We start from the raw sequence: 22,344 nt of genomic DNA, 5'->3' as shown, positions 1-22,344 counted from the left end.
ATCTTTTTACTTACAGACCCCCTCCTTTTATGTAAACGCTTTCATGTGTACTCACACTATTTTACAGCCTCGCTGCTACGCACTACTACGCTAATATTAAAGGTGTTACCCCCCATAATTATAGGAAAACGTATGTATGATTAAAGATTCTACGTATTTAACCCAAAAGAAAACCCCACTTACGGACCGTTGAACGTAACGGAAGGTAACGGGGACTTGGTTTGTTATTTGTTCTGCGGCGTAATTAAATTGTCTGTTTGGATAACGCTCCAAAATATTCTACAACTACCTCCCGAAATTCCAAAGCAGCCTGAGAAATGTACCGGCTCCTGTGCCACAATAGAGCTATCTCCCTTTCCAATTCGTGATTCTCTACTTGGAGGTATTGGATATCTTCCCGTGAATTCCGTGCCGTGCTTGGTATGAAAGCTAAGCCAATTTCAGCTTCCACAAGAGTGCTAAGCCTTGCAGGTTCATCCCCCTCATACACATATTTAGGCACAAATCCAACCGATTTGCATACAGAGTCTATTAAATCGCGAGTACCATAGCCACTCTTTACACCAACAAACCATTCATCCCTTAGCTCTGTCAAAGATACGCTGCTTCGATTAGCCAGCCGATGCCCCTTTGGAACAGCCACAAGAATCGGATCGATAAAGACGATTTGACATTCGATGTCATCCCCTTTTATTGGAGGTGAGGATAAGCAATAATCAACCTCTCCTCTATTAAGAAGTGTAACCATTTCCTGCGTGGTCAACATTTGCACATGGTATTGAATATCAGGCCGCTTTTTCCGAAACTCTCGCAGGATATTGGGTAATGTGCTTGCGGTCGTCACCGCTAATTCGAGTGTGCCATGTTCAGGACTGGATAAATCGCTAAGCTCCTGTTTTCCCTGCTCCAATTCAAATAATGCCCTTTCAGCTCGGCGAAGAAACCGGCTTCCGGACTCATTCAGTCGCAGCTTTCTTCCTACCCGATCGAATAAAGGTACCCCCAGATCCTCCTCCAAACGCTGAATCGTTTTGCTTAGTGAAGATTGAGTAACGTGTAGATTTCGTGCAGCTTCAGTCATATGTTCCAACCGAGCTACAGCGAGAAAATATTGCAGTTGCAGAAGTTCCATTTCGCACCTCCATTCATTCCCTCAAGTCAATGAGATCATAACATAAAATGCGTTGGAATGAATAATCGATTTCAAGTACGATGACATTAATAAGCTTTAGGGGGATTTAAAATGAGTGTTCGCAACAGGTGGTTAATGATTTCAGTAGGTCTGGGGATTTTATTGAACCCTTTAAATTCTTCGATGGTGTCTGTGGCTATTCCAAGGCTGCAAAATGTATTCCAGCTTGACTATACAGGTGTTTCCTGGATTATTTTTTCTTTTTACATTGCAAGCAGCATCGCTCAACCTGTCATGGGAAAGGCCAGCGATTTATTCGGCCGGAGGAAATTATTTCTTACCGGGCTTGTCGTATCCTTCATTGCAGGTTTATTAGCTCCTCTCTCCCCAAACTTTGGCTGTCTCATCGTGTTCCGTATTGTGCAAGCCATTGGAACTAGCATGATGGTTGCCGTTGGAATGGCCATTGTGCGGATTCATATTACGGAGAAACAAGCGACCGCACTGTCTGTTTTATCCATCTTCCTATCCGGCGCGGCAGCAATTGGACCCTTTATTGGCGGGGTTATTATTCACTGGTGGGACTGGCCAGCTATCTTTTTCGTCAATATTCCATTCGTGGTGGCGAGCTTTCTATTATCTTGGAGGCATATCCCCAAGGACGAACCGTCAACAACCATTACCCGGGGAATGTCCCTGCGCAAATGGTTTGATTTGATTGATGCGTCAGGAATCCTGCTCTTCACTGTGGGGCTGGTTGGCGTGCTCCTTGGATTGCTTTCAGCAAAATCATCCGGACATATCTCATTAATACATGTCATTACCTTGCTAACAGGACTCGTTCTGCTGGGGGCATTCGTCCGGCATGAGCTAAAAGCGGCGTCACCCTTTATTCCTTTACGTACATTTGCCAAATATCCGGCAATGACTTGGGTTAATGTTGAATTCATGCTCGTTAATGTACTTTTTTACTCACTCTTTTTCGGGATTCCATCCTACTTGCAAATGGTACGTCATGTCAGTGAATTCCAAACTGGGATTCTCATGCTAACGCTGGGATTATGCTCGCTGGTTACTGCTCCAATAGCAGGACGCTGGATCGATAGATCAGGACCCCGGCCAGCATTGCTGGTGTCCGGGGTCCTGATGACATTGGGATCAGTGTGGCTTGTGACCTTAAATCAGACTTCACCGGTGATCAGTGTATGTGTGGCTTTAGCTGCATTTGGTATTAGCAACGGATTGAACAATGTCGGCCTGCAAGCAGCCTTGTTCCAAAGTTCTCCAAAAGAAATCATCGGTGTTGCCTCCGGATTATTTAATACATCGAGATACCTGGGAACCATTCTCTCTTCATTGTTAATAGGTATCATAATGGGAGGTAAGTTTAGCTTCGAGGGATTTCAAGTCCTTGGGGTTATCCTCACGGTAATTGCATTGTCTTTGGTATTCATGAGTCGGAGGCACCGTGAGTCAGGGCAATTGCATGAGCCGGCTAATTCGGGCGCTAACAAATAGGAAAGTATAGACAAATAAGACCTGTCATCAGACAGGTCTTATTTTGTTCTTTTAACGAGATCAATTGATCCCCCTTCTGCCACTTATAGAGTTTTCAAGCTTACATTGCATATAAAAGGTATATACGATACCTCCAAAAAACAATCCAACAGTTAGCCCATTTGCTGAAGAATAAATGATATGAAATACGCTGCTATGGTAAAAAATCGACATCACATTCAGAATATATTTAACAATAAAATTCAGTAGGACAATAAATAATGGAAGATAACTTTTCTTTTTGAACACTACTGATTCTTTTCTAACAAAGGATTGGTACCTCTTATTTAAAAGATAGCCAATCAGGAAACCTGGAATGATAAAGATCATATAACTCGTCAACGTTAGACCTAATTGAGGAAAAGTAGTTGTTATTGTCCGTAATCCCCATGCCATAAAAATAAGCGGGGCAATAAACATCCGTGAAAAAATAACAGGCCGTTCCTGAGAATTTTTAATCCCCATTATGAACAAAAGAATGAATAATATCCACACCCATGATGGTGTGCTTGAAATTACTTGTGTGACTGTAATGTGCATTATATTTCCTCCTTGTATAGAGCGTTGCAGTTCCACTGTGTTGCCTTACTAATAATAAAAAATCATAGGGACTAACACATCTACACAGCGATTGATTTATAAGCAACGATACCTCTATCTAGAGATATACAATGTTTGAGCAGACCCCACAAACAAAACAAAAAAAGACCGGTTGTGGCCGGTCTTTCTAACTACATGGCTATTTTTTTATAGAACAACTTCTCCCTCTGTTACTCTACCATCCCTGTCCGTATAGCCAATACAACAGCTTGTGTACGATCTTCGACCTCAAGCTTTTGGAGAATACGATGAATATGAGTCTTAACCGTGCCCTGTGAAATATTCAGAATTTCCGCAATTTCAGAGTTCCTGCGCCCGTATGCCATTTGTTGGAGTACATCAAGTTCACGTTCGGTCAGAGATTCAGAAAAATCATCTGATGCTTGCTCTGTTTTGTTTAGTTTAGCATCACTCGAAATGGCTGCTATAAGCGCCTTACTTGCAGTAGGTGTCCTGTAAATTGCATTACCTTGATTCGCCCAGCGTATTCCCGCAAGAACTTCTTGCATATCCGTATCCTTCAACAAGTACCCTACTGCGCCTGCACGTATCCCTTCAATAACATAGGCTTGAACATCAAAAGTGGTTAGAAGTACAATCTTAATTTCTGGACTTACACGGAGAACTTTGCGAGTTGCTTCAAGCCCCGAGGAATTAGGCATTTGAATATCCATTAACACAATATCGGGTTTAGTTTCAAGTGAAACAAGGTAAGCTTCCTCCCCATCACAGGCTTCTCCTACGCATTCCATATCAGGTTGTGAATCTATAATGTACCTTAATCCTTGCCGGACGAAAGGCTGATCGTCAGCAAGTACAATCCTAATTATTTTATCCAAGTGAACTACTCCTTCTCTTCCACAATAGGTCTACATGCAACGGGAACGACTGCCTGCAGGCGAAAGCCATGAGGTTCTATAGACGAAAAAAAACAGTAGCCCCCCGATGCTTTACACCGCTTTGTTACGCCATTTAGACCATACCCTAAATTTAAAGGTTCTTCTTTAGCAGTTACTCCATTGTCTGTGACCGTAAGGTAAATCATATCGTTTACTTCTTCAATATCAATGCTGGCAATAGTCGCATTTGAATGACGAAGCACATTGGTTAATGACTCCTGCAGAACTCGATATAACACGATACTTGTTTCAATAGGCCACTCTGTGACTTCCGATTTTTGATTAAGTTTGAACTGTATAGAAGATCTGCTTTGAGTTTGGGCTACGAGGCCTTTTAAAGCAACTAGCCCTAAACCCATTTCGTCATTTGACCATTCCTTTACCGCAACTCGAACTTCCGCCATAGCTTGACGAGCAATAGTAATTAACTGGCTGGTGGACTCAGCTGCTCTTTTAGGATCATTTACTTGCATAATCTGAAGGGCTTGCAATTGTACTATCAGTGAAGTCAATTGATGACCCATTCCATCATGAATTTCGCTGGCAAGCCGGGTTCTTTCTTCTAAAGCTGCATAACGTACCGAATGAACCATAGCTTCTTGAAGTTCGTTATGCGTAGCCTCCAGCTCTTTATGAGTTTTATTTAACTCTTCAAGGTGGAGCGTTGTTAAGTAGTGAGCATCTCTTCTGATTTTTATACTTCGCGCTACGAGGATTACACAAAGCAGCCCTAAAAAACTGCTTAAGGACAATGAATAAATCAGAAAAACAGCAGTAAGTGTAGTGATTCCAACAATAAAAGAAACACGGGGATAAACTCGATTCATAAATAGGATAATAAAATAAAGCGGCCATAGTAAACTTGTATTCGGTGAGCCAAAAACATAATGAAGCACTAATATAATCAAAATCATTATAAAAGTAACAGCATAATATTTCACTTCAGTCCACCAAGCGTTTTTTACCCAAATCAACACCATATATAGCAACAACACGATCAGACCACCTAGAAGGTTAATGAATCCTTGACCGCTATAATCTTTGTAATAGGAAATTGCTAAGAGCAATGACCCAACGAAACGAACCAGATTTACATATATTTTTTCTTCCTTGAATGTAAACTTCACGAGGTTCCTCCAAATTTCTATCTAGTTCAGAACTCAATTTATTACAAGGTTCGACAGTATTAATACTATACGTCAAGCTCAATGCTCAGTCCAATTTCAAGCTCAAAAGACACATTTATAATGTAAAAACAGTTTATGCAGCTCGATATTTTGAAACTTGTCCCGGCTTGAACCGTAATTTTTAAGAACAAAGACACAGCACAGCAGAGAGGAGCTATCATTAGTGGAATATTACCGCAACAATGTAGCCGACAGTTTACAGGATGTTCAGAGTTCAGCTAACGGGCTTACTTCGGCAGAAGTCGACAATCGTCTAAAAGATTATGGTTTTAACGAATTAAAAGGAAAGAAAAAAGATCCTGTTTGGAAGCTTTTTCTTGAAAACTTCAAAGACCCTATGGTAGTCGTACTGCTTATAGCCGCCATTGTCCAGATTGTTATGGGACAAGTTATGGAGTCGCTTATTATTTTCCTCGTGTTGATTCTCAATGCAGTTATAAGTGTCATCCAGACCCGTAAAGCGGAGAGTTCACTGGATGCCTTGCAGCAGATGTCAGCCCCCGAGGCCAAAGTGCTGCGTGATGGAGAATTAAAAACCGTCCCGGCAAGGGAACTTGTACGCGGTGATATCGTCTGGCTGGAAGCCGGCGATTTTGTACCCGCCGATGGCCGGATTATAGAATCGGAAAGCTTAAAAATAAATGAGGGTATGCTAACCGGAGAATCCGAAGCTGTGGAAAAGCATACAAATATCATCGCGAAAGAATCTCCGCTTGGAGACCGGCGTAATATGGCGTTCAGCGGTTCACTAGTTGTATATGGCCGCGGAACGCTAGTAGTAACGGGAACTGCACTCACTACCGAAATCGGAAAAATTGCTGAACTCATTGAAAGCGCCGAAGCCAAGCAAACGCCGCTGCAGCGCAAGCTCGAAACATTCAGCAAGCAGCTGGGGGTAGCAATTATACTCCTGTCCATTGTAATCTTTGCCATCCAGGCCGGACGTGTTTGGTTATCGAATGAGACTGTGGATACAACAGAAGCTATCCTGAATGCGTTAATGTTTGCAGTCGCTGTGGCGGTTGCTGCGATTCCCGAAGCTCTTTCCTCAATAGTAACTATTGTCCTATCCGTAGGTACTAATAAGATGGCTAAGCAACATGCGATTATTCGTAAGCTACCCGCTGTCGAAGCCCTTGGGTCAACCAGTGTCATCTGTACAGATAAAACCGGTACCCTCACCCAGAATAAAATGACTGTTGTAGATTACTTTCTACCAGAAGGTGACCGTGATCAATTCAATCAAGCGCCTGAAGAATGGTCTGAAGAAGCCCGGCGGCTCCTGCATATTGCCGTGCTCTGCAACGACTCTAACATTAATGAGGATGGTAAAGAGCTGGGTGATCCTACAGAGGTAGCACTTATTGCCTTCAGCAACAGCAAGAATAAAGATTATAAGGAAATACGCGATAATTTCCCTCGCGAAGCCGAACTACCTTTTGACTCGGATCGCAAGCTGATGACGACCTTGCATACTTTTAACGGACAAAAAGCAATGATTACTAAAGGTGGACCCGATGTGCTCTTTGGTCTATGCTCGCATGTACTGTTAAGTGGAAAAGAAGTGCCGATGACACCAGAAGTTCTTGAACGCTTCTTCGAAGCCAATGAGGAGTTCTCCAGCAGAGCACTCCGTGTACTTGCCTATGCCTACAAAACCGTACCAAATACAGTTACTGAAGTCGGATTGGAGGATGAACAAAATCTAGTGCTCGTAGGTTTGACAGCTATGATTGATCCACCTCGGGAAGCTGTCTACGGCGCGATCGCAGAGTCTCAGAAGGCTGGAATCCGAACCATCATGATTACCGGTGATCATAAGACAACCGCACAAGCGATCGGCCGCGATATCGGTCTGATGACTGAGAATGAAATTGCCGTAACCGGCCAAGAACTCGATGCCATGTCTGACGAGGAACTTGATCACAAACTCGAGCAGATTGGTGTGTACGCCCGTGTCTCTCCGGAGAACAAGATCAGGATTGTCCGCGCGTGGCAGCGGAAAGGCAAAATAACAGCCATGACCGGTGATGGTGTAAATGACGCACCTGCTTTGAAGCAAGCAGATATCGGAGTTGCCATGGGCAGTGGAACCGATGTTGCCAAAGATGCGGCTGCCATGATTTTGACCGATGATAATTTTGTATCCATTGTCAATGCTGTATCTGTGGGCAGAACGGTATTTGACAATATCAAAAAAGCGATCGCCTATTTGTTTTCCGGTAACCTGGGTGCAATTATCGCCATCCTCTTTGCCCTTATTTTCAACTGGATTAATCCTTTCACAGCGATTCAGCTTCTATTCATCAATCTGGCGAATGATTCTCTGCCCGCCATTGCTCTCGGGATGGAAAAACCTGAACCTAATGTGATGAACAGAAAACCAAGAGAGCTCAAGGAAGGAATATTCGCAGGAGGAATGATGCAGGCCATTGTCACTCGTGGTCTACTCATAGGTATAGCTGTTATCATATCCCTGTATATCGGACTTCAGGATTCACCTGATATGGGCGTAGCTATGGCATTCACAACCCTGATCTTGTCTCGTACATTGCAGACCTTTGCCGCCCGTTCGAACAGTCAAACTGCTATTGAAGCTGGCCTTTTCAGCAACAAATACGTCATCGGAGCCGTTCTGGTCTGCTTTGCCTTTTACGGCATTGCGGTTCTGCCAGGAGTTAGAGAAATCTTCTCGATTCCGGCTTCATTTGGAATGTCAGAGTGGCTGATTGCAGCAGGCTTAGCCCTCGGCTCCCTCATCCTAATGGAATTAACGAAGGTTGTTCGAAGAGCTTTTACACCCAAATCTGTTGAACAGAACCCTGTAAATTCCTGAGTAAGCTATAATCGACTGAAAAAAAAAAAAAACAGCGATCTCCAATGATGGAGTATCGCTGTTTTTCTGACATCTAGAGTTAAACCCAGAAAAGCTTCTGTTGATTTTAATCAAAATAAAATAATTCTTCGAATTTTTTATCCAACGCAATACATAAAATCAAAGCTAATTTTGCAGTAGGGTTAAACTGTCCGGTTTCAATCGAGCTTATAGTATTTCTTGAGACTCCCACCATTTCTGCCAATTGTGCTTGCGATAATTTTTGTTCCGTTCTTGCTTCGCGCAGTTTATTTTTTAAAACCAAAGGTTCACTCATACTAATCACTCATCCCATAAAAGTAAATAAACAAAAACGAAACACTTATAATTAATCCTAAAATGAAATTGAGTAAATGCATCTTTTTCTTAGTTACAGAATACATCCCAAGACCTTCACAGCTCAAATATCCAAAAAACATGGCTATCAAGGCTTTTAATGCAAGATTTGTTTCTTGACTATGATTATATAAACTGAAGACACTCAGAATGCAAAATACAATCAACATTCCAATGAATCCGCTTTTTCTGCCTTTAGCAAATACAAATTCTTTTCCTTCGTCTCCTTTTTCATTTCTGCTTTTTTCTAATATTTCTTCCTTTTTCATAAAAATTTCTCCTTTCAAATTGAAAAGATGATGACAAGTTTTCTTGTCATCATTATTATAATACGCCAAGTTTTCTTGTCAAATAAAAAATAGCTCACTCCAATCCAAAGATTGGTAGTGGGCTATTTTCTATACCTTCATATATTGGTTATATAATTGCTCGAAAGTATTGTATCGTTCGACTTTCCTGCCTACCTTGTTATATTCCTCCAGATATTCATCCATGACCTTCAGAAACTCATTTTTAAAGACTTGAAGATGGTCAGAATCAAAATACTGCATGATATCAAACTTTTTAGTTCCCTTCCATTCTGTCATTTCATCAAGAAAACCTTGTATGCCCATTGCTGCAAGATACGCATACGATCTATCACCCGATTCTACACTTGCTATAATCTTATTGCGGTAGTTGCACCATAATTCCTCATAAGTTCCGCCAAGATTATCATAGCTTGGGACAGGCTGCACTACAAAATCCTTATACATTTTATTATATAAATCATTGATGTTTTTAAGTGCCTTATATACTGCACTTCTGATTTCATCGATAGTCTTCGCCTCTATCACAGCCATATATGTCTTTTCAAAATCATCAGGAACATAACGGTACGTAGCTATTTCCTCCAAATATCTCTTAATTCCCCGTTTGAAATAAGTATTGTTCAAATGAGTTAGCGCATTTAACAAATTGTATAAACCTTCGCTTGAAGCATACCTTACTGCTCCTATATCTTCAGAAAGTAATGTATTCGCATATTCCTGTTTTGCTATGTCTATACACTTTTTCGCTCTACTGATACATTCTCTCCCTATAGGCATGGCCAGAGCATCGAGTGCTCTCTGTTTATATAAATTTAGCTTTTCCAAATATTCGGGTTTTGCACAGTATAACACCTGTAAATCCACCAGACATGAAATCATTGGACTCTCGAGATTGGCTTGATCTTCTATCCTTGTTTCCCATGGCGTACAATATAGATCGTATCCAATATCATCCAAGATAAAACACGAAGATATTCCCCAGCCTTGCTCTGTGTTATTAATTATGATTAGATCAAGATCGCTTTTTTCATGAAAATCCCCAGTACTAAAAGAACCTGTAAGCCCAATAATTGCAATATCATCAGAAAAATCTCTCTTAGCCCGTTCAATGACCATGCTAATAAGCTTTTCATTTTTGATTAAGATCTTTTCTTTATGAACAGCATCCATATCCATGTCCCCTCTCCAACCTTATTAATTCTATTGTATAAGCATGTTGTTAGAGTAGGTATTCCAACTTTAATTATATTAAATCTATACCAAGCCTTTCCTCTCCTTCAAAGAAAACAAAAAACGCGCTGGCAAGAGCATAATTAGCTTCTCTCCAACGCGATTTATAGTCATTAGTGAATATTTTTCTTTTTGAAACTGCCGCCCTTAACTTCTGCAACATCGTAGACTACTACAAAGGCATTCGGGTCAATTTCACGAATAATGTCTTTTATTTTACTTTCTTCCAGACGGTTAATGACACAAGTGATTTCTTTGAATTGTTCATTTGAGTAGCCGCCATAAGCATCTGTATAAGTTGCTCCACGACCCAATCGGTCACGAATAGTCTCGACCATGATTTCCGGTTGAATAGTGATGATTTTAAACGTTTTAGAGCCACTCAAACCTTCTTCAATAATATGAATGACCTTAGAAGCAATAAAATAAGCAAGTGCTGATAGAATAGCCCCTTGTAGGCCAAATACTGTTGAAACAACAATAAATACAAACATGTTTAGAAATAAGATTAAATCACTGGTCCCAAAAGGTAATTTTCGTGAAAGTAAGACAGCTAACATATCTATCCCATCTAATGCTCCACCATTACGTAAGGCTAACCCCATACCAAAACCGATAATAATCCCGCCAACAACGGTAATTAATAAAGTATCACCTTCTATAATCGTCGGTACATGATGCATAAGACTAGTGCCAATAGCCAGTGAAGCAATACCGATAACGGAATAAAGAGCAAAGCTTTTACCAATTTGCTTATATCCTAGCCACACAAAAGGGATATTAATTATGCCAATTAGCAGCCCTAGCGGTAAGCCAAACAGTTCAGAGCCAACGATGCTTAGACCTGTGACACCTCCATCTGAGACATTGTTGGGTATCAATACCGATTCTAGACCATAGGCAGCTATTAGCGCCCCAATAATAATCATGAATACTTTTGAGAATATCTTGAGTTTATTTGATTTCTGTTTACGCGTTTCAATCATTGAATTTCTCCGTTTCACATTGCTTAATTTAGTCCATAAAAATTTCCTCTAAAGGTCTTCCGTCACCTGGATTAAAATCAATCCCTAAAATCTTTGCCATCGTGGGGGCTATATCTACCATTTCGATGTCCCCTATAGGATACCCATTTCTAATCTTTTCCCCGGAGACAACCAAGTTGCATCTATAGCCGTCTTTATCAGGAGAATAGCCATGCGTGGCAAATTTAACGCCTTGTTTGTCCAAATCAACAATCGTTGGTTCATCCATACTTTCGTCGAAACAATAACCTCTCTTAGCCTCAAGCATATACTTTGTGGTTTGGCCCACATGAAAAAAATCCAGTTCATCTCTAGCATACAATTTCTCTATACCTGAGGATTCATCTCTCATATGATCTCCAATAACAGCTAATGCTATTTGCTCAGCTTCTTCATCGCCCTGCCGGATATGCAAGTAAGCCGCTCCACCCCCACACTGAAAGTAAGCTCTCCACTTCATTTCGCCGTTCTCTTCATAGATCAGGCCCTTTTCCTGCAAAAGGTTGTTCAAATGCACTCTGTACCTAACATTAAACTGGCCATGGTCCCCCAAAATTAAAAAAATCGTATCATCCTTCATCCCCGCTTCATCCACTGCCTGCATAATATCGCCTAACCTTTTATCCATACGTGTGATTACCTGCTTCACTTCGTCACTGTCAGTTCCATAAGCATGTTTGGCATCATCCAGATCGATCAGATGCATCATTAGAAGATTAGGTTTTTTGCGCTTAATCGTGTCTATAGCACATTTGGTCGTGAAGTCATCCAGATAGGGCTGCTCAATCCCTTTGCGGATCCGGCCATATTTCAGCTCCATATCCACGCAGTATAAGGGGCTTCCGCTTTTTAATATCTTCAGTGCCTGATTTTCGTTTTTGATGGCTCTGATTTCAGGTATATTGTATTGGATGGAGGATTTACCCGATACTGGCCATAGGATTCCGGCTGTGCTCATCTTATGCTCGCGCGCAACATCGTAAATCGTTGGCACCTTGATCGCATTTCTAAACCAGAACCAATTCTGCTCCTCTTCCTTAATAAAAGGCTGAAACGGATTGTTGTGATGGATGCCATGCTTATCCGGATATACACCGGTTGCTATGGTGGTATGCACTACATATGTGAGCGTGGGATACACACTTTTCAATTTATCGCTATGGGCTCCGTTTTTAATTAATTCCGCTAAGTTTGGAAGCCGGCTGGCCAATGCCCAGTGGTCTTCTGAAAAGGCATCGTAAGAGATGACGATCAAATGCTTGGCCATAGCCGTTTGTGCTTTAATTGACTTCATAGAATAAGCCCCTTAGGTTCGTCATGTTCAGGCTGCTCTTTAGGTAAAGTTATAAATACGAATAATCCAATAATAAAAAGTGGGATAATCGCTAAAATACTAAATTTAGCATTACCTGTTAAGGTTGTTGTTAAAGACATTACAGCAGGACCAACAATGGCCGCGAACTTGCCAAAAATATTGTAAAAACCAAAGAATTCATTGGAATTCTCCTTTGGAATGATCTTCGCATAATAAGACCTGCTGAGCGCCTGAATGCCTCCCTGAGCGGAACCAATTAGCGCACCTAAAATAAATATATGCCACACTGAAGTGATAAAAAAAGCCGCGATGCAGGAAATGATATATGTAACAATTCCCACGATTATCAAAGTCCTGGCGGAGTATTTTTTGGCGAGATTACCATACAGGATTGCAGAAGGAAAAGCGATGATCTGGATAACTAATAATATCCCCAGTAAGGTAAAGGTGTCAAAAGCATCCGCACCCAGAACCGATGTGGCATAGGGCACTACCATTTTAATAATCGTATCTACCCCATCAATATAAAGAAAGTACGCAATTAAGAAAACAAATACAACTTTATGCTGTCTAACATTCCTAAAGGTGTCTCCCAGTCTTTTAAAACTGTTGATTACAGGTCTTGGTTCAGGCTCAATATAATATCTCTGCTTCACATCTCTGATCATGGGTATGGTCAACAGCCCCCACCAAAGGGCAGTAATGATAAACCCAATCTGATAACCGATCGACTTCTCCATCCCCATAAACAGAATCAATAGTAGGCTGATGCCAAATGGAATGACGCTGGCGATATATCCATAAGCAAAACCTTTTGTGGATACCTTATCCATCCTTTCATCAGTGGTTATATCCACAAGAAAAGAGTCATAAAAAATATTGGCTCCAGCAAAACCTATGACAGACAGGATGTAAAACACAATCAATAACTGCCACTGCCCGCTCGCAGGTGCAACGAATGCCAACGAAGCCGTAGCCAGCACACCGATCAAAGAGAAAAATAAGAAAAAGCGCTTTTTCTTATCCTTGTAATCTGCGATCGTGCCTAAAATCGGACTAAGGATAGCCACAAGAATACTAGCAATGGAGTTAAAGTACCCTAAATCCATGCTGCTGTTAACATTTGAAAACATGCCAAATACAATAGGCAATAATGCAGTTGTAACCGCCATCGAATAGGCTGAATTACCACAGTCATATAAAATCCATGATTTTTCCTCTTTGCTAAGTTTCATCTAACAGCCACCTTTTCACCTATTTGTAACTGTTATATCATTTCAGCATAAGAACCATGTTAAATGAATGTTAATTCCATCACAACTTCTTCATAAAAAAACGACCTTTTAAAAATCGAAAGGTCGCTTACTCGCTTTTATATATGATTTAATATTTGACGATATATTCGCAATATTCATCCCCATTAACATTACATTTTATTTCCCGGACGGAAACCCGCTTTCCACGAATTTTAGTAAGTGCTCCTTCGATAATGGCCCCCTCCAGGTCACAAACCATTTTCCCTTCCATAATAGGTAACCCTTCGCAGAAACAATCGTGTACTGCAATCGTCATCCCCTTGTCATCTTCATGGGTTATTATAGGAATCCCTATCTTCAATTCTTCGAATAACTCGAATAGTTCATTAACCGAGGTAACACCAAATTCTTCCCCAATTTTTCTTCCTATAGTCAACGTTGTACCCTTACCATTCATGGGTAACGCTTGATATAAACCAATCAGTCTGATCGTTCTGAAAAGCTCTAAAGGTACGACATTACCTAAATTTTTTCTCTTTATTTTTTTCATATCTGTAAAAGTAAATTGATCCATGCCAGTAGCCTCCAATTGCTTATGTAATTTATATTTCAAATTTAATTGATATATTGAGTATAAACGTATCCAATAATTGCTTTGTGATCTTACGCACATCCTATTTTTTTGTAGAACTATAACAAAAAAAGCAACTTCCCTGTTGGCAAGTCGCTCCTTCATTCATTAGATGCAGCAGCATCTCAAATATGATAATCATAAACCCAAGGCAAAATAACCTTCACGCTAGTTCCAACCTGAACCTCTGAATCTACCTTAATATGCCCCCCATACATTTCAATTAATTGTTTACAAATCGATAATCCAATCCCTGTCCCTTTTTGCTTGGTAGTAAAGAAAGGGTCAAATATCCGTTTTAATTTATCCTGTGGAATTCCTTCTCCATTGTCTTTAAAGAGTAGAATAATTTCGTTTGTCTCAGCAGCTGTGGTAACAGAAATATCTATTCTGCCTCTAAAAGCTGTGAAGGAATCGATACTATTTTTCAAAATATTAAGAATTACCTGCTCTAGCTGAGAGGCGCTCCCAAACGTCAGTACTTTTTCTAAAGAGCACTCTACTGAAAGTATAATATCATCACTAAGTATGAGTTGATTCACAATGTTATTAACTCTATGTATAACCTCCATAACGTTAAATACTACGCCGTTATTTTTTGTACTGTCACCTTTTCGAGCCAGTATTAGAAAGTCCGTTACTAATCCATTCAGAGCATCAATCTCTTTGATGGTTATATCCAGATATGCACGCAATTCATCCGCTTTGATCTCCGGCTCATTTAGCCTGATATTTACAAGCTGAGCAAAACCTTTAATCGAAGCTAGCGGATTTCTTATTTCATGCGCCATTCCTGCTGCCATTTGTCCCATAACAGCAATTTTTTGTTCATGTAAATTGTCAATCTGTTGATTTTTATTAGACAAATAACCTTGTGCAAAGCCAGTAAAACGGGTCCAGTTGCATTCCATTAAACGATTATAAAAAAACAATCGGATCGCGGAATCATCTACAAACTCTTCAATGATCTTAAACATAATATTCTGAGCGGTTAAATTTAAATCCTTGCTCATATCAAGTAAAATATCAAAATGATCACCGAATATTTCTGCAGTATAAACCCCTTGCTCAGCCCCCTCTTTTTCTAGCAGGTTTAAGTATTGATCGTAACCAAAAGAATCAAAAAACAAGGCTTCTACCATACTCATTAATATCGTACTGAATGATGAATCTAACAATTCCTTATGCGCCTCTACAAACCAGGAGAATTCGATGTTTTTCATAGTCATAGAATGATAATGCCTGTTTAAAATGATTGGAACTGCTAAGGTTAATGACGAACGCAATTCATTTTCTTTGTATGACATTTTCATCCTCCTTCTTTGTAGTTTGTATTCAAGATATGTGTATATTTTCCTGCTTCAAAAACACAGTAATTCACTTTGTTTTAATCACTATATTATATTCTGACACTTGACTGTTAGAGTAGCATCGAAGATAATTACAACCTCACCAAAAAAACTATAATTAGGAAGATCATTGATTTTGAAAAGGGGCGGTCGTCATTAGCTGGTTAAGTGATCTCTATAAATTACAGAAGCAGGAGCTAAAGAAGGACATCGAGCCCTCTTTAGTCAATGCTATCTTTCGAATGTATGATAAATTCCCCAGGATTGGACTTAAAGAGCGGATCGGCCAGCAGGATATGTCTCTAGATATCGCTGATGCCTATATTAATGGCCATAACGCGATGATTGAAGCTGGAGTCGGTATCGGCAAGTCCTTTGCCTACCTCATTCCCAGCCTGCTTATTAACCAAATCTCAAGGCAACCGGTTATTATTGCGACATCCTCCATACAACTTTCAGAACAAATACATAAAGATCTGAGATTCATCGGAAGTCGTCTCGGATTTACAAGGGTACGTTCGGTAGTTGGAAAAGGCATGGGGCAGTATGCTTGCCGGTATAGGGCAGCAGATCTGTTCCAAGCGGATGATTCAAACACTCCTCTGTCTGCGCTTGCTCAACAGATTGTGAATTATGAAATTGATGAGCGGGCAGATATTAAGGGCGGGGTTAGTGATGCTGTATGGTCTAACGTTTGTGTGAATGATTGCAAATTTGAACGTTGCCATTATAAAAGTACATGTACGTTTTATGAGATGAGAGCTAAAATTAATGCCAACGCGAGTGACATGGATTTTATTATCGTAAACCAGGATCTGCTCATCCGTGATTTAATCAAGAAAAAGGAAGGAACGAAGGGGTTAATCACCGAACGGCCGGCTCTGATCGTAATTGATGAAGCTCATAATCTGGAAGCGAAGGTTAGAGATGCAAGAACGCTCGAATTTACTTACCGGGGAACCTGCCGTATTCTGGATGACGCCTTACAGATTCTCTTCAAGCAATCTGCCGATACGGAGCTTATGCCGCAATTTAAATTTATAAAAAGATGCGTTGGCCATATTTTTAAACAAGTAGAGGCAGACTTACTGCAAACAGCCAAGCAGGACAATGACCGTATAAAAATATCGCAGATCACAGGAATCCCCTTAAGACGAGCGGCACAGGTTTTAAAAGATTTTAATCTCAGCCTTTCCGTCTTAACTTCACGGCATGAACGGGAGATTGACAATATTTTTGAATCCATGAACGGACTTATCGACCTCTTTGATGTACTCGCCGGAGTAGAGGATAACTATCTGATCTGGGCAAGTAATACCCAGCGGGAGAGTACCCTTAGTATCTGCCCTAAAGGGATAAGCCAGTTTCTGAAATATACCTTATTTAACGGGAAAACCTCAGTTATTTTAACGTCAGCAACCATGTGTCAAAGCGGAGAAACGCTGGAGGAACAATACGCTTATCTCACTGAGTCCCTCGGTTACAGGGGAGATTATATGGAGCGCCAAGCTTCACCGTTTGATTATGACAACCACACCATGCTGTATATTGCCAAGGACATCCCCTACTATAACCATCAGCGGCGGGAAGATTATCTTGAAGCGGCATACAAGGAAATGATGAGGCTCTGTAATTTAACAGACGGGCGGACATTAGTTCTTTTTTCAGCTAAAGAGGATATGAAGTATATTCATAAGAAGTTAAACTCTGAGAAGCTTGCATGGGCATTACATGTTCAAAGGGAAGGCTCGTCCCAGGACGGGGTGATCGCTGACTTTCGGGGCAGTAAAGGCGTTCTACTTAGTACCGGTGTATTCTGGGAAGGTGTGAATATCGAAGGTTCCGATTTGTCACAGTTAATCATTTTCCGTCTGCCTTTCCCTGTTCCTGCCGATCCTGTCTATGAATATAAGACTTCGATGGCAAAGAATCCCTTGAAGGAGGTTTTTGTACCGGACATGCTGCTTCGGTTAAGACAAGGAACCGGGCGCCTGATCCGCAGTGAAACTGACCTTGGTGTACTCAGCATACTCGATTCCCGCCTATCCATTGCCGCCAAAAAGGATTACCGGGATCAGGTACTGGAAGCCTTACCTTTTAAAAAGGTTACTGAGGATTTCAAGGTTCTGGAGAAGTTTGTGAAAGAAAAAGGGATACAGCTTAGTGATACGTAGAGAAATGAAAAAAAGCAACCCATCCGCAGACAAGTCGCTTCTAAATCCTGTAACGTTATCTGGCAATTAAACAACTTTATGTTTGTATACCCGCATCGCTAATAAATACGCAACTACTAGAATGGCTATGCACCATATGATGGCTCCCCAAATATCATTGCCGACAGGCTGCCCCATCAGGAGGGAGCGAACCGCCTCTACTATAGATGTAACGGGCTGGTTTTCAGCAAAGGCGCGAACGACTGGCGGCATCGATTCGGTAGGCACAAAGGCCGAGCTGATGAAAGGAAGGAAAATAATCGGATAGGAAAAAGCAGTCGCGCCGTCCACCGATTTTGCGGATAGTCCAGCAATTGCCGCGACCCAAGTTAGAGCCAGCGTAAACAATATGAGGATGCCAGCAACCGCCAGCCATGAGAGCACTCCTGCCGATGAACGAAACCCCATAATCAATGCAACAAGAATGATGACGCTAACTGAAATCGCATTGGATATCAGGGAGGTCAGCACATGTCCCCACAGCATGGTAGAACGTGCAATCGGCATAGAATGGAATCTCTGAAAAATCCCTTTTTGCACATCGTTAAACAGGCGGTAAGCCGTATAAGTTACACCACTTGCAATAGCGATCAGTATGATCCCGGGCAACAAATAATTCACATAGTTATCCGTACCCGCCTGGATGGCCCCACCGAACACGTAAACAAACAACAGCATAAATGCAATTGGCATGATAGTTACCGTGATGATGGTATCCATACTGCGGAGAATATGGCGCATAGAGCGTCCAAGCATTACACTCATGTCACTGAAAAAGTGCTTCTTAATCATTTCCATTTACTTCCCCTCCTATTTGCCGATGATTGCGAGGAATATTTCCTCCAGCGTCGGCTGCTTTTCAATGTACTCAACTTTTGCGGGCGGGAAACGCTTTTTTAGTTCTTCGAGTGTACCGCTCGCAATAATTTTACCTTCATGTAGAATGGCAATTTGATCAGCAAGCTGCTCTGCTTCTTCCAAATACTGCGTCGTCAAAAAGACAGTCGTACCGCCGTCGGCAAGCTCCTTAACCATCTTCCATACATCAATCCTTGCCTCAGGATCAAGTCCAGTGGTTGGTTCGTCGAGGAAAATAATCTGCGGTTTTCCAACAAGGCTCATCGCGAGATCTAATCTCCGGCGCATCCCGCCTGAATAAGTGGATACCTTGCGATCCGCGGCATCGGTCAAAGTGAAGAGTTCCAGCAGATCGTCCGCAACTTGACGCGGATGCTTCTCATGGCGGAGCCTCGCAATCATGATCAGATTTTCCCGGCCGGTCAGAATCTCATCCACGGCGGCAAATTGACCCGTCAGGCTGATGGACTGGCGTACATAATCAGGCTTTGTGGCGACATCGAATCCGTTCACTGCAGCAGTCCCGCCATCTTGATTTAGCAAAGTGGTGAGGATTTTGACAATGGTGGTCTTGCCTGCGCCATTGGAGCCAAGCAGGGCAAAAACGCTGCCCTGCTCCACTTCAAAATCCACCCCCTTTAAAACTTGAAGCTGTCTGTAGGACTTTTCCAACCCAACCACTTTAATGGACTTGTTCATTGCATTCCCTCCCTAAGGTTTTGTTAGCATATCTTCATGGAATTTTCCCCGCAAAACTCACTTCGGAAGCTCAGGCTTATAGGACTGTAACCTTTGTCAAATCAGCTTCCATGCCTTTGAGCGCAGCGAAGGTCAACTTATCCATCATTGCACCGTCAAAGTTGATCGTTTTAATTGCACGATAAAACTTCTTGGATAACGAAAACCCGGAGAGGAATGACACATTTTTTAACGTCGCACCTCTAAACGAAATATCGTTCAGCGCCGACTTTTCAAACTTGACCCCGATAAAGGTCTGGCCGTCAAAACATAATCCCCGCAGATCTGAGGTTTTAAATTCCACACCGTCAAAGATACAGCTCTCAAAGATTGTTTTCGTAAGATCAGTCGTACACAGCTTGACGTCGGTCAGTCTTGCACTGATAAATTTCGCCCCTGTAAGTCCTGATGAGCTAAAGTTGGTGCGAACAAGAATAGATTTGTGAAAGCTCGCATTTGCCAGTTCAATGCCGGACAGATTGCAGTCGGTCAGATTAGCGCTGTCGAACTTGGCCTCGCCTACGTCACTGCCCGCGAAAGAACTGCCAGTCAAGTCAGCGCCTGTAAAATCGGAACCCCGCAACGCGCTCACTTTAAAATCCCCTTTATGGGCGGTAACGCCTGCAAAATCGCTCTTCGATAAGTTGCTCGCCCTAAAGCTCGTCACCACCTGCCGCTCAAGTGAACGGGAGAGATTGGCAACCTCCTGCACCGTCTGTTCAATGTCGCCAATGCTGTCTATCGTCATCTTAAACGCCGTTTCATCATCCTTGCCTTCAGCCTTGAGTTCACTGAACCGCTCCTGCAAATCGGAAAGGAGGTCACTCTTTAATTCAGCAACGCTTTTTATCCCGTCATAGGGTGCGAATACGCCATTTAAATACATGTTTAATTTCTCATTCATATTATCAAGTCTCCTTATAATAAGTTTTCAAGCACACGCTTTGCGTACTCCCAATTAGTCTTGTTATTGGCGTAAACAGCTTTCCCCTTCTCGGTAATCCGAAAATACTTCCGTCGTCCCCCCTGAGACTCATCCCCCCAATACCATTCAATGTCACCGTCTGCCTCAAGCCGCCGGACGCTGGAGTACATCGTAGCTTCTTTTAATTCATATTCGCCTCCGGAACGCTCAGCAATTAATTTGACGATTTCATATCCATAACGATCGGCTTCGGACAAGAGCCGTAATACCATCGTATCGGTATGTCCTCGCAGCAGATCGGATGTGATTTTGTTCTCACTCATTTCATCACCTCATAATCGCATTGTATATCATACTACTGTGACAGTCAAGGTACTTTGATCATCATGTTTATACAAAATAAAAAAATGCCGTCCTTAGTTGTCTAAGGCAGCATTTTTCTCTTTTAAGTCTGAAGTTCCAATCTACGCTAACCAGAAATAAGTTGATTTACGTCTGCTGGTAATTCACAGCTACCTGCAGGCAACCCTCACACAAAAATGCATAATAAATCCCCTCGCTGTCCTCGGCCTGTTCCATGTCCATTTGGGCAATAAACTTCATCGTCGTCGAACAGCAAGGGCACACAGGATATTCCGCATCCTGAATCCAAGCCGGATGTCCTCCAATCTGCGACGCAGGCGCCTCAAGCATCCAATATGAATTTTCATAGGTTCCCATCTGCCGTTCCGATAGCTGCATGGCATGCCATGCTATTTCTTCCCTGTCTTCATTTGCAGGCAAAAAATCAGGAACGGTATTATATTCACTCCACGAATATTGGCCATCCAGCTCCGCTTTCATAAACACGGTGCCATAACAATTACAATGCATGCAAGCTGCAATCCTTAACCGCTGGCCGGAAAGCTTCATAAATTGAACCAGTGGATTCTGCAAATCGTAATCAAACAGCACTGTCAACTTACCGCCACACCAAGGGCAGGAATGCTCACCCGCCTGTAGCGCCGCTACCGCCGTATGATCCCGATCCATCCCATTTTTTCCGTCCCTGTTTACTTCAAAATGATAACTCTCGGGGTAAAAAAGCAGCCTTTTCCCACCATCGGGATCTAATTCCCATCCTGCTTCGTGAGCATAGGTTTCCGGAGGCACATTTAACTCCGATGTCCATCGAGGCGGATTCTGCCGCCATGTCTCGAACTGCCGAACAACCTCTTCATCACCAATCCAGGCCATTGCAAGCAGCAAATGATTACGGTTTTCCGAGTCATGCTCTAACTGATGAATGATCTTATCACGGATCTCCTGACCCGCTTCTTTATAGAGAATACCGGGATAATACTTCCCGTTAAGAAAAAAAGCCTCCAGCCCCCGTTCAATGGAAGCACTTGAAAAACATATAAGCGACAGTAAAATAGTCTCAGCCTGGTCAAAATCATCTTCTTCCATCAATTTAATGGCGTAGGTTTCCAATCGCTCCCTTTCGCTTTCAGTCAGTTGACGATATAACTCTTGCGCGGTTTTGTGATAGGGAATTACGTGTTCAAGCGGGCTCAACCTCCGCGGTTTGTGCATGATTTTAAGAATTTCAACCGGATCATTCACACCTGCGTACAAATCAATGTCTTTTCGATTTTGTTCAATATAAGCCTTTTGCTCCAGCGTAAGCTTCCTTTGATGACAGGGCATGCAGATTCCACCTGTCTTTAAAGCAGTTGCAGGAAGTATGCTTCCCTTGCAGTCTGAGGTTTGGCAGGGTATACGCTCGCTCATCGTATCTCTCCTATTCTGTATAAGTTATTCTCAAAGACTATTATTAATAAGCTAAACTGCATTATAGAATTAGCTATATTATAAAATTAGCTGCATTAAATATACCACCAGATTTAGCAGCTTTATATTCATTT

Annotated in this window: 20 protein-coding genes; 3 read left to right on the top strand and 17 right to left on the bottom strand. The window is 41.8% G+C overall.

Going from position 1 to position 22,344, the window contains the following annotated elements:
• Positions 1-244: 244 nt before the first annotated feature.
• Complete coding sequence (locus MKZ16_RS07520) at positions 245-1,132, bottom strand: LysR family transcriptional regulator (RefSeq protein ID WP_038569403.1); 888 nt, start codon at positions 1,130-1,132, stop codon at positions 245-247.
• Positions 1,133-1,243: 111 nt separating this feature from the next.
• Between MKZ16_RS07520 and MKZ16_RS07515 the strand changes: the two genes are divergently transcribed.
• Positions 1,244-2,650 (top strand): MFS transporter, encoded by a 1,407-nt coding sequence (locus tag MKZ16_RS07515; RefSeq protein WP_076104737.1) that lies wholly within the window; start codon positions 1,244-1,246, stop codon positions 2,648-2,650.
• Positions 2,651-2,710: 60 nt separating this feature from the next.
• On the opposite strand, the gene MKZ16_RS07510 is transcribed toward MKZ16_RS07515, so the two are convergent.
• The 3 genes from MKZ16_RS07510 to MKZ16_RS07500 all read right to left on the bottom strand — a co-directional run bounded on the left by MKZ16_RS07510 (position 2,711) and on the right by MKZ16_RS07500 (position 5,315).
• On the bottom strand, positions 2,711-3,229 hold the full coding sequence (locus MKZ16_RS07510) for a DUF6622 family protein (protein WP_076104738.1): 519 nt from the start codon (positions 3,227-3,229) through the stop codon (positions 2,711-2,713).
• A 230-nt stretch (positions 3,230-3,459) separates the two neighbouring features.
• A complete protein-coding gene (locus MKZ16_RS07505; protein WP_076098888.1) occupies positions 3,460-4,128 on the bottom strand; it encodes a response regulator transcription factor in 669 nt (222 codons plus the stop codon).
• A 5-nt stretch (positions 4,129-4,133) separates the two neighbouring features.
• Positions 4,134-5,315: a sensor histidine kinase gene (locus tag MKZ16_RS07500; RefSeq protein WP_076104739.1), complete on the bottom strand. Its 1,182-nt coding sequence runs from the start codon at positions 5,313-5,315 to the stop codon at positions 4,134-4,136.
• A gap of 223 nt (positions 5,316-5,538) precedes the next feature.
• Here MKZ16_RS07500 and MKZ16_RS07495 point away from each other — a divergent pair, with 223 nt between their 5' ends.
• Positions 5,539-8,211 carry a cation-translocating P-type ATPase gene (locus tag MKZ16_RS07495; protein ID WP_076104740.1) on the top strand — a complete coding sequence of 891 codons (2,673 nt, stop codon included), beginning with the start codon at positions 5,539-5,541 and terminating at the stop codon, positions 8,209-8,211.
• Positions 8,212-8,317: 106 nt separating this feature from the next.
• On the opposite strand, the gene MKZ16_RS07490 is transcribed toward MKZ16_RS07495, so the two are convergent.
• From MKZ16_RS07490 to MKZ16_RS07455, 8 genes are all read right to left on the bottom strand, one after another.
• Positions 8,318-8,527 (bottom strand): helix-turn-helix transcriptional regulator, encoded by a 210-nt coding sequence (locus MKZ16_RS07490; protein ID WP_036675786.1) that lies wholly within the window; start codon positions 8,525-8,527, stop codon positions 8,318-8,320.
• Position 8,528: 1 nt separating this feature from the next.
• A complete protein-coding gene (locus tag MKZ16_RS07485; protein WP_036675787.1) occupies positions 8,529-8,855 on the bottom strand; it encodes a DUF6442 family protein in 327 nt (108 codons plus the stop codon).
• Positions 8,856-8,984: 129 nt separating this feature from the next.
• Positions 8,985-10,073, bottom strand: a complete 1,089-nt coding sequence (locus MKZ16_RS07480; RefSeq protein WP_256715474.1) for a nucleotidyltransferase domain-containing protein — start codon at positions 10,071-10,073, stop codon at positions 8,985-8,987.
• Between the two features lie 167 nt (positions 10,074-10,240).
• Positions 10,241-11,113, bottom strand: a complete 873-nt coding sequence (locus MKZ16_RS07475; RefSeq protein ID WP_036675789.1) for a YitT family protein — start codon at positions 11,111-11,113, stop codon at positions 10,241-10,243.
• A 28-nt stretch (positions 11,114-11,141) separates the two neighbouring features.
• The gene (locus tag MKZ16_RS07470) at positions 11,142-12,446 is read right to left on the bottom strand and encodes an ectonucleotide pyrophosphatase/phosphodiesterase (RefSeq protein ID WP_076104741.1); all 1,305 of its coding nucleotides are present in this window, start codon (positions 12,444-12,446) and stop codon (positions 11,142-11,144) included.
• Positions 12,443-13,702 carry an MFS transporter gene (locus tag MKZ16_RS07465; protein ID WP_076104742.1) on the bottom strand — a complete coding sequence of 420 codons (1,260 nt, stop codon included), beginning with the start codon at positions 13,700-13,702 and terminating at the stop codon, positions 12,443-12,445. The genes MKZ16_RS07470 and MKZ16_RS07465 overlap by 4 nt, the downstream gene beginning before the upstream one ends.
• A 148-nt stretch (positions 13,703-13,850) precedes the next feature.
• Entirely contained in the window at positions 13,851-14,297 is a 447-nt protein-coding gene (locus MKZ16_RS07460) for a V4R domain-containing protein (RefSeq protein WP_076104743.1), read from the bottom strand.
• Positions 14,298-14,479: 182 nt separating this feature from the next.
• A complete protein-coding gene (locus MKZ16_RS07455) occupies positions 14,480-15,661 on the bottom strand; it encodes an ATP-binding protein (protein WP_038569398.1) in 1,182 nt (393 codons plus the stop codon).
• Positions 15,662-15,945: 284 nt separating this feature from the next.
• Between MKZ16_RS07455 and MKZ16_RS07450 the strand changes: the two genes are divergently transcribed.
• A complete protein-coding gene (locus MKZ16_RS07450; protein WP_256715475.1) occupies positions 15,946-17,877 on the top strand; it encodes an ATP-dependent DNA helicase in 1,932 nt (643 codons plus the stop codon).
• 66 nt (positions 17,878-17,943) lie between these two features.
• Here the strand turns inward: MKZ16_RS07450 and MKZ16_RS07445 are convergent, their stop codons facing one another.
• From MKZ16_RS07445 to MKZ16_RS07425, 5 genes are all read right to left on the bottom strand, one after another.
• Positions 17,944-18,714: an ABC transporter permease gene (locus tag MKZ16_RS07445; protein WP_038569396.1), complete on the bottom strand. Its 771-nt coding sequence runs from the start codon at positions 18,712-18,714 to the stop codon at positions 17,944-17,946.
• 12 nt (positions 18,715-18,726) lie between these two features.
• On the bottom strand, positions 18,727-19,473 hold the full coding sequence (locus MKZ16_RS07440; protein WP_339815528.1) for an ATP-binding cassette domain-containing protein: 747 nt from the start codon (positions 19,471-19,473) through the stop codon (positions 18,727-18,729).
• A gap of 76 nt (positions 19,474-19,549) precedes the next feature.
• Complete coding sequence (locus tag MKZ16_RS07435; RefSeq protein WP_038569394.1) at positions 19,550-20,416, bottom strand: pentapeptide repeat-containing protein; 867 nt, start codon at positions 20,414-20,416, stop codon at positions 19,550-19,552.
• A 14-nt stretch (positions 20,417-20,430) separates the two neighbouring features.
• Positions 20,431-20,760, bottom strand: coding sequence for a PadR family transcriptional regulator (locus tag MKZ16_RS07430; RefSeq protein ID WP_036675798.1), 330 nt, complete (start codon positions 20,758-20,760; stop codon positions 20,431-20,433).
• A gap of 166 nt (positions 20,761-20,926) precedes the next feature.
• Positions 20,927-22,210: a hypothetical protein gene (locus tag MKZ16_RS07425; protein WP_076104746.1), complete on the bottom strand. Its 1,284-nt coding sequence runs from the start codon at positions 22,208-22,210 to the stop codon at positions 20,927-20,929.
• Between the last annotated feature and the right edge of the window lie 134 nt (positions 22,211-22,344).

The sequence above is a fragment of the Paenibacillus sp. FSL R5-0928 genome (assembly GCF_037970385.1).
In the GTDB taxonomy this organism is placed as follows: domain Bacteria; phylum Bacillota; class Bacilli; order Paenibacillales; family Paenibacillaceae; genus Paenibacillus_AQ; species Paenibacillus_AQ odorifer.
The sequence above is the reverse complement of the archived record's forward strand: the minus strand, read 5'-3'. Positions and strand labels throughout refer to the sequence as shown.

Excerpts from the sequence above, each read along its gene's own strand:
- MKZ16_RS07465 (WP_076104742.1), bottom strand. The coding sequence starts at position 13,702 with ATGAAACTTAGCAAAGAGGAAAAATCATGGATTTTATATGACTGTGGT.
- MKZ16_RS07470 (WP_076104741.1), bottom strand. The coding sequence starts at position 12,446 with ATGAAGTCAATTAAAGCACAAACGGCTATGGCCAAGCATTTGATCGTC.
- MKZ16_RS07455 (WP_038569398.1), bottom strand. The coding sequence starts at position 15,661 with ATGTCATACAAAGAAAATGAATTGCGTTCGTCATTAACCTTAGCAGTT.
- MKZ16_RS07425 (WP_076104746.1), bottom strand. The coding sequence starts at position 22,210 with ATGAGCGAGCGTATACCCTGCCAAACCTCAGACTGCAAGGGAAGCATA.
- MKZ16_RS07460 (WP_076104743.1), bottom strand. The coding sequence starts at position 14,297 with ATGGATCAATTTACTTTTACAGATATGAAAAAAATAAAGAGAAAAAAT.
- MKZ16_RS07435 (WP_038569394.1), bottom strand. The coding sequence starts at position 20,416 with ATGAATGAGAAATTAAACATGTATTTAAATGGCGTATTCGCACCCTAT.
- MKZ16_RS07440 (WP_339815528.1), bottom strand. The coding sequence starts at position 19,473 with ATGAACAAGTCCATTAAAGTGGTTGGGTTGGAAAAGTCCTACAGACAG.
- MKZ16_RS07510 (WP_076104738.1), bottom strand. The coding sequence starts at position 3,229 with ATGCACATTACAGTCACACAAGTAATTTCAAGCACACCATCATGGGTG.
- MKZ16_RS07485 (WP_036675787.1), bottom strand. The coding sequence starts at position 8,855 with ATGAAAAAGGAAGAAATATTAGAAAAAAGCAGAAATGAAAAAGGAGAC.
- MKZ16_RS07520 (WP_038569403.1), bottom strand. The coding sequence starts at position 1,132 with ATGGAACTTCTGCAACTGCAATATTTTCTCGCTGTAGCTCGGTTGGAA.
- MKZ16_RS07480 (WP_256715474.1), bottom strand. The coding sequence starts at position 10,073 with ATGGATATGGATGCTGTTCATAAAGAAAAGATCTTAATCAAAAATGAA.
- MKZ16_RS07430 (WP_036675798.1), bottom strand. The coding sequence starts at position 20,760 with ATGAGTGAGAACAAAATCACATCCGATCTGCTGCGAGGACATACCGAT.
- MKZ16_RS07490 (WP_036675786.1), bottom strand. The coding sequence starts at position 8,527 with ATGAGTGAACCTTTGGTTTTAAAAAATAAACTGCGCGAAGCAAGAACG.
- MKZ16_RS07450 (WP_256715475.1), top strand. The coding sequence starts at position 15,946 with ATGTATGATAAATTCCCCAGGATTGGACTTAAAGAGCGGATCGGCCAG.
- MKZ16_RS07475 (WP_036675789.1), bottom strand. The coding sequence starts at position 11,113 with ATGATTGAAACGCGTAAACAGAAATCAAATAAACTCAAGATATTCTCA.
- MKZ16_RS07445 (WP_038569396.1), bottom strand. The coding sequence starts at position 18,714 with ATGGAAATGATTAAGAAGCACTTTTTCAGTGACATGAGTGTAATGCTT.
- MKZ16_RS07515 (WP_076104737.1), top strand. The coding sequence starts at position 1,244 with ATGAGTGTTCGCAACAGGTGGTTAATGATTTCAGTAGGTCTGGGGATT.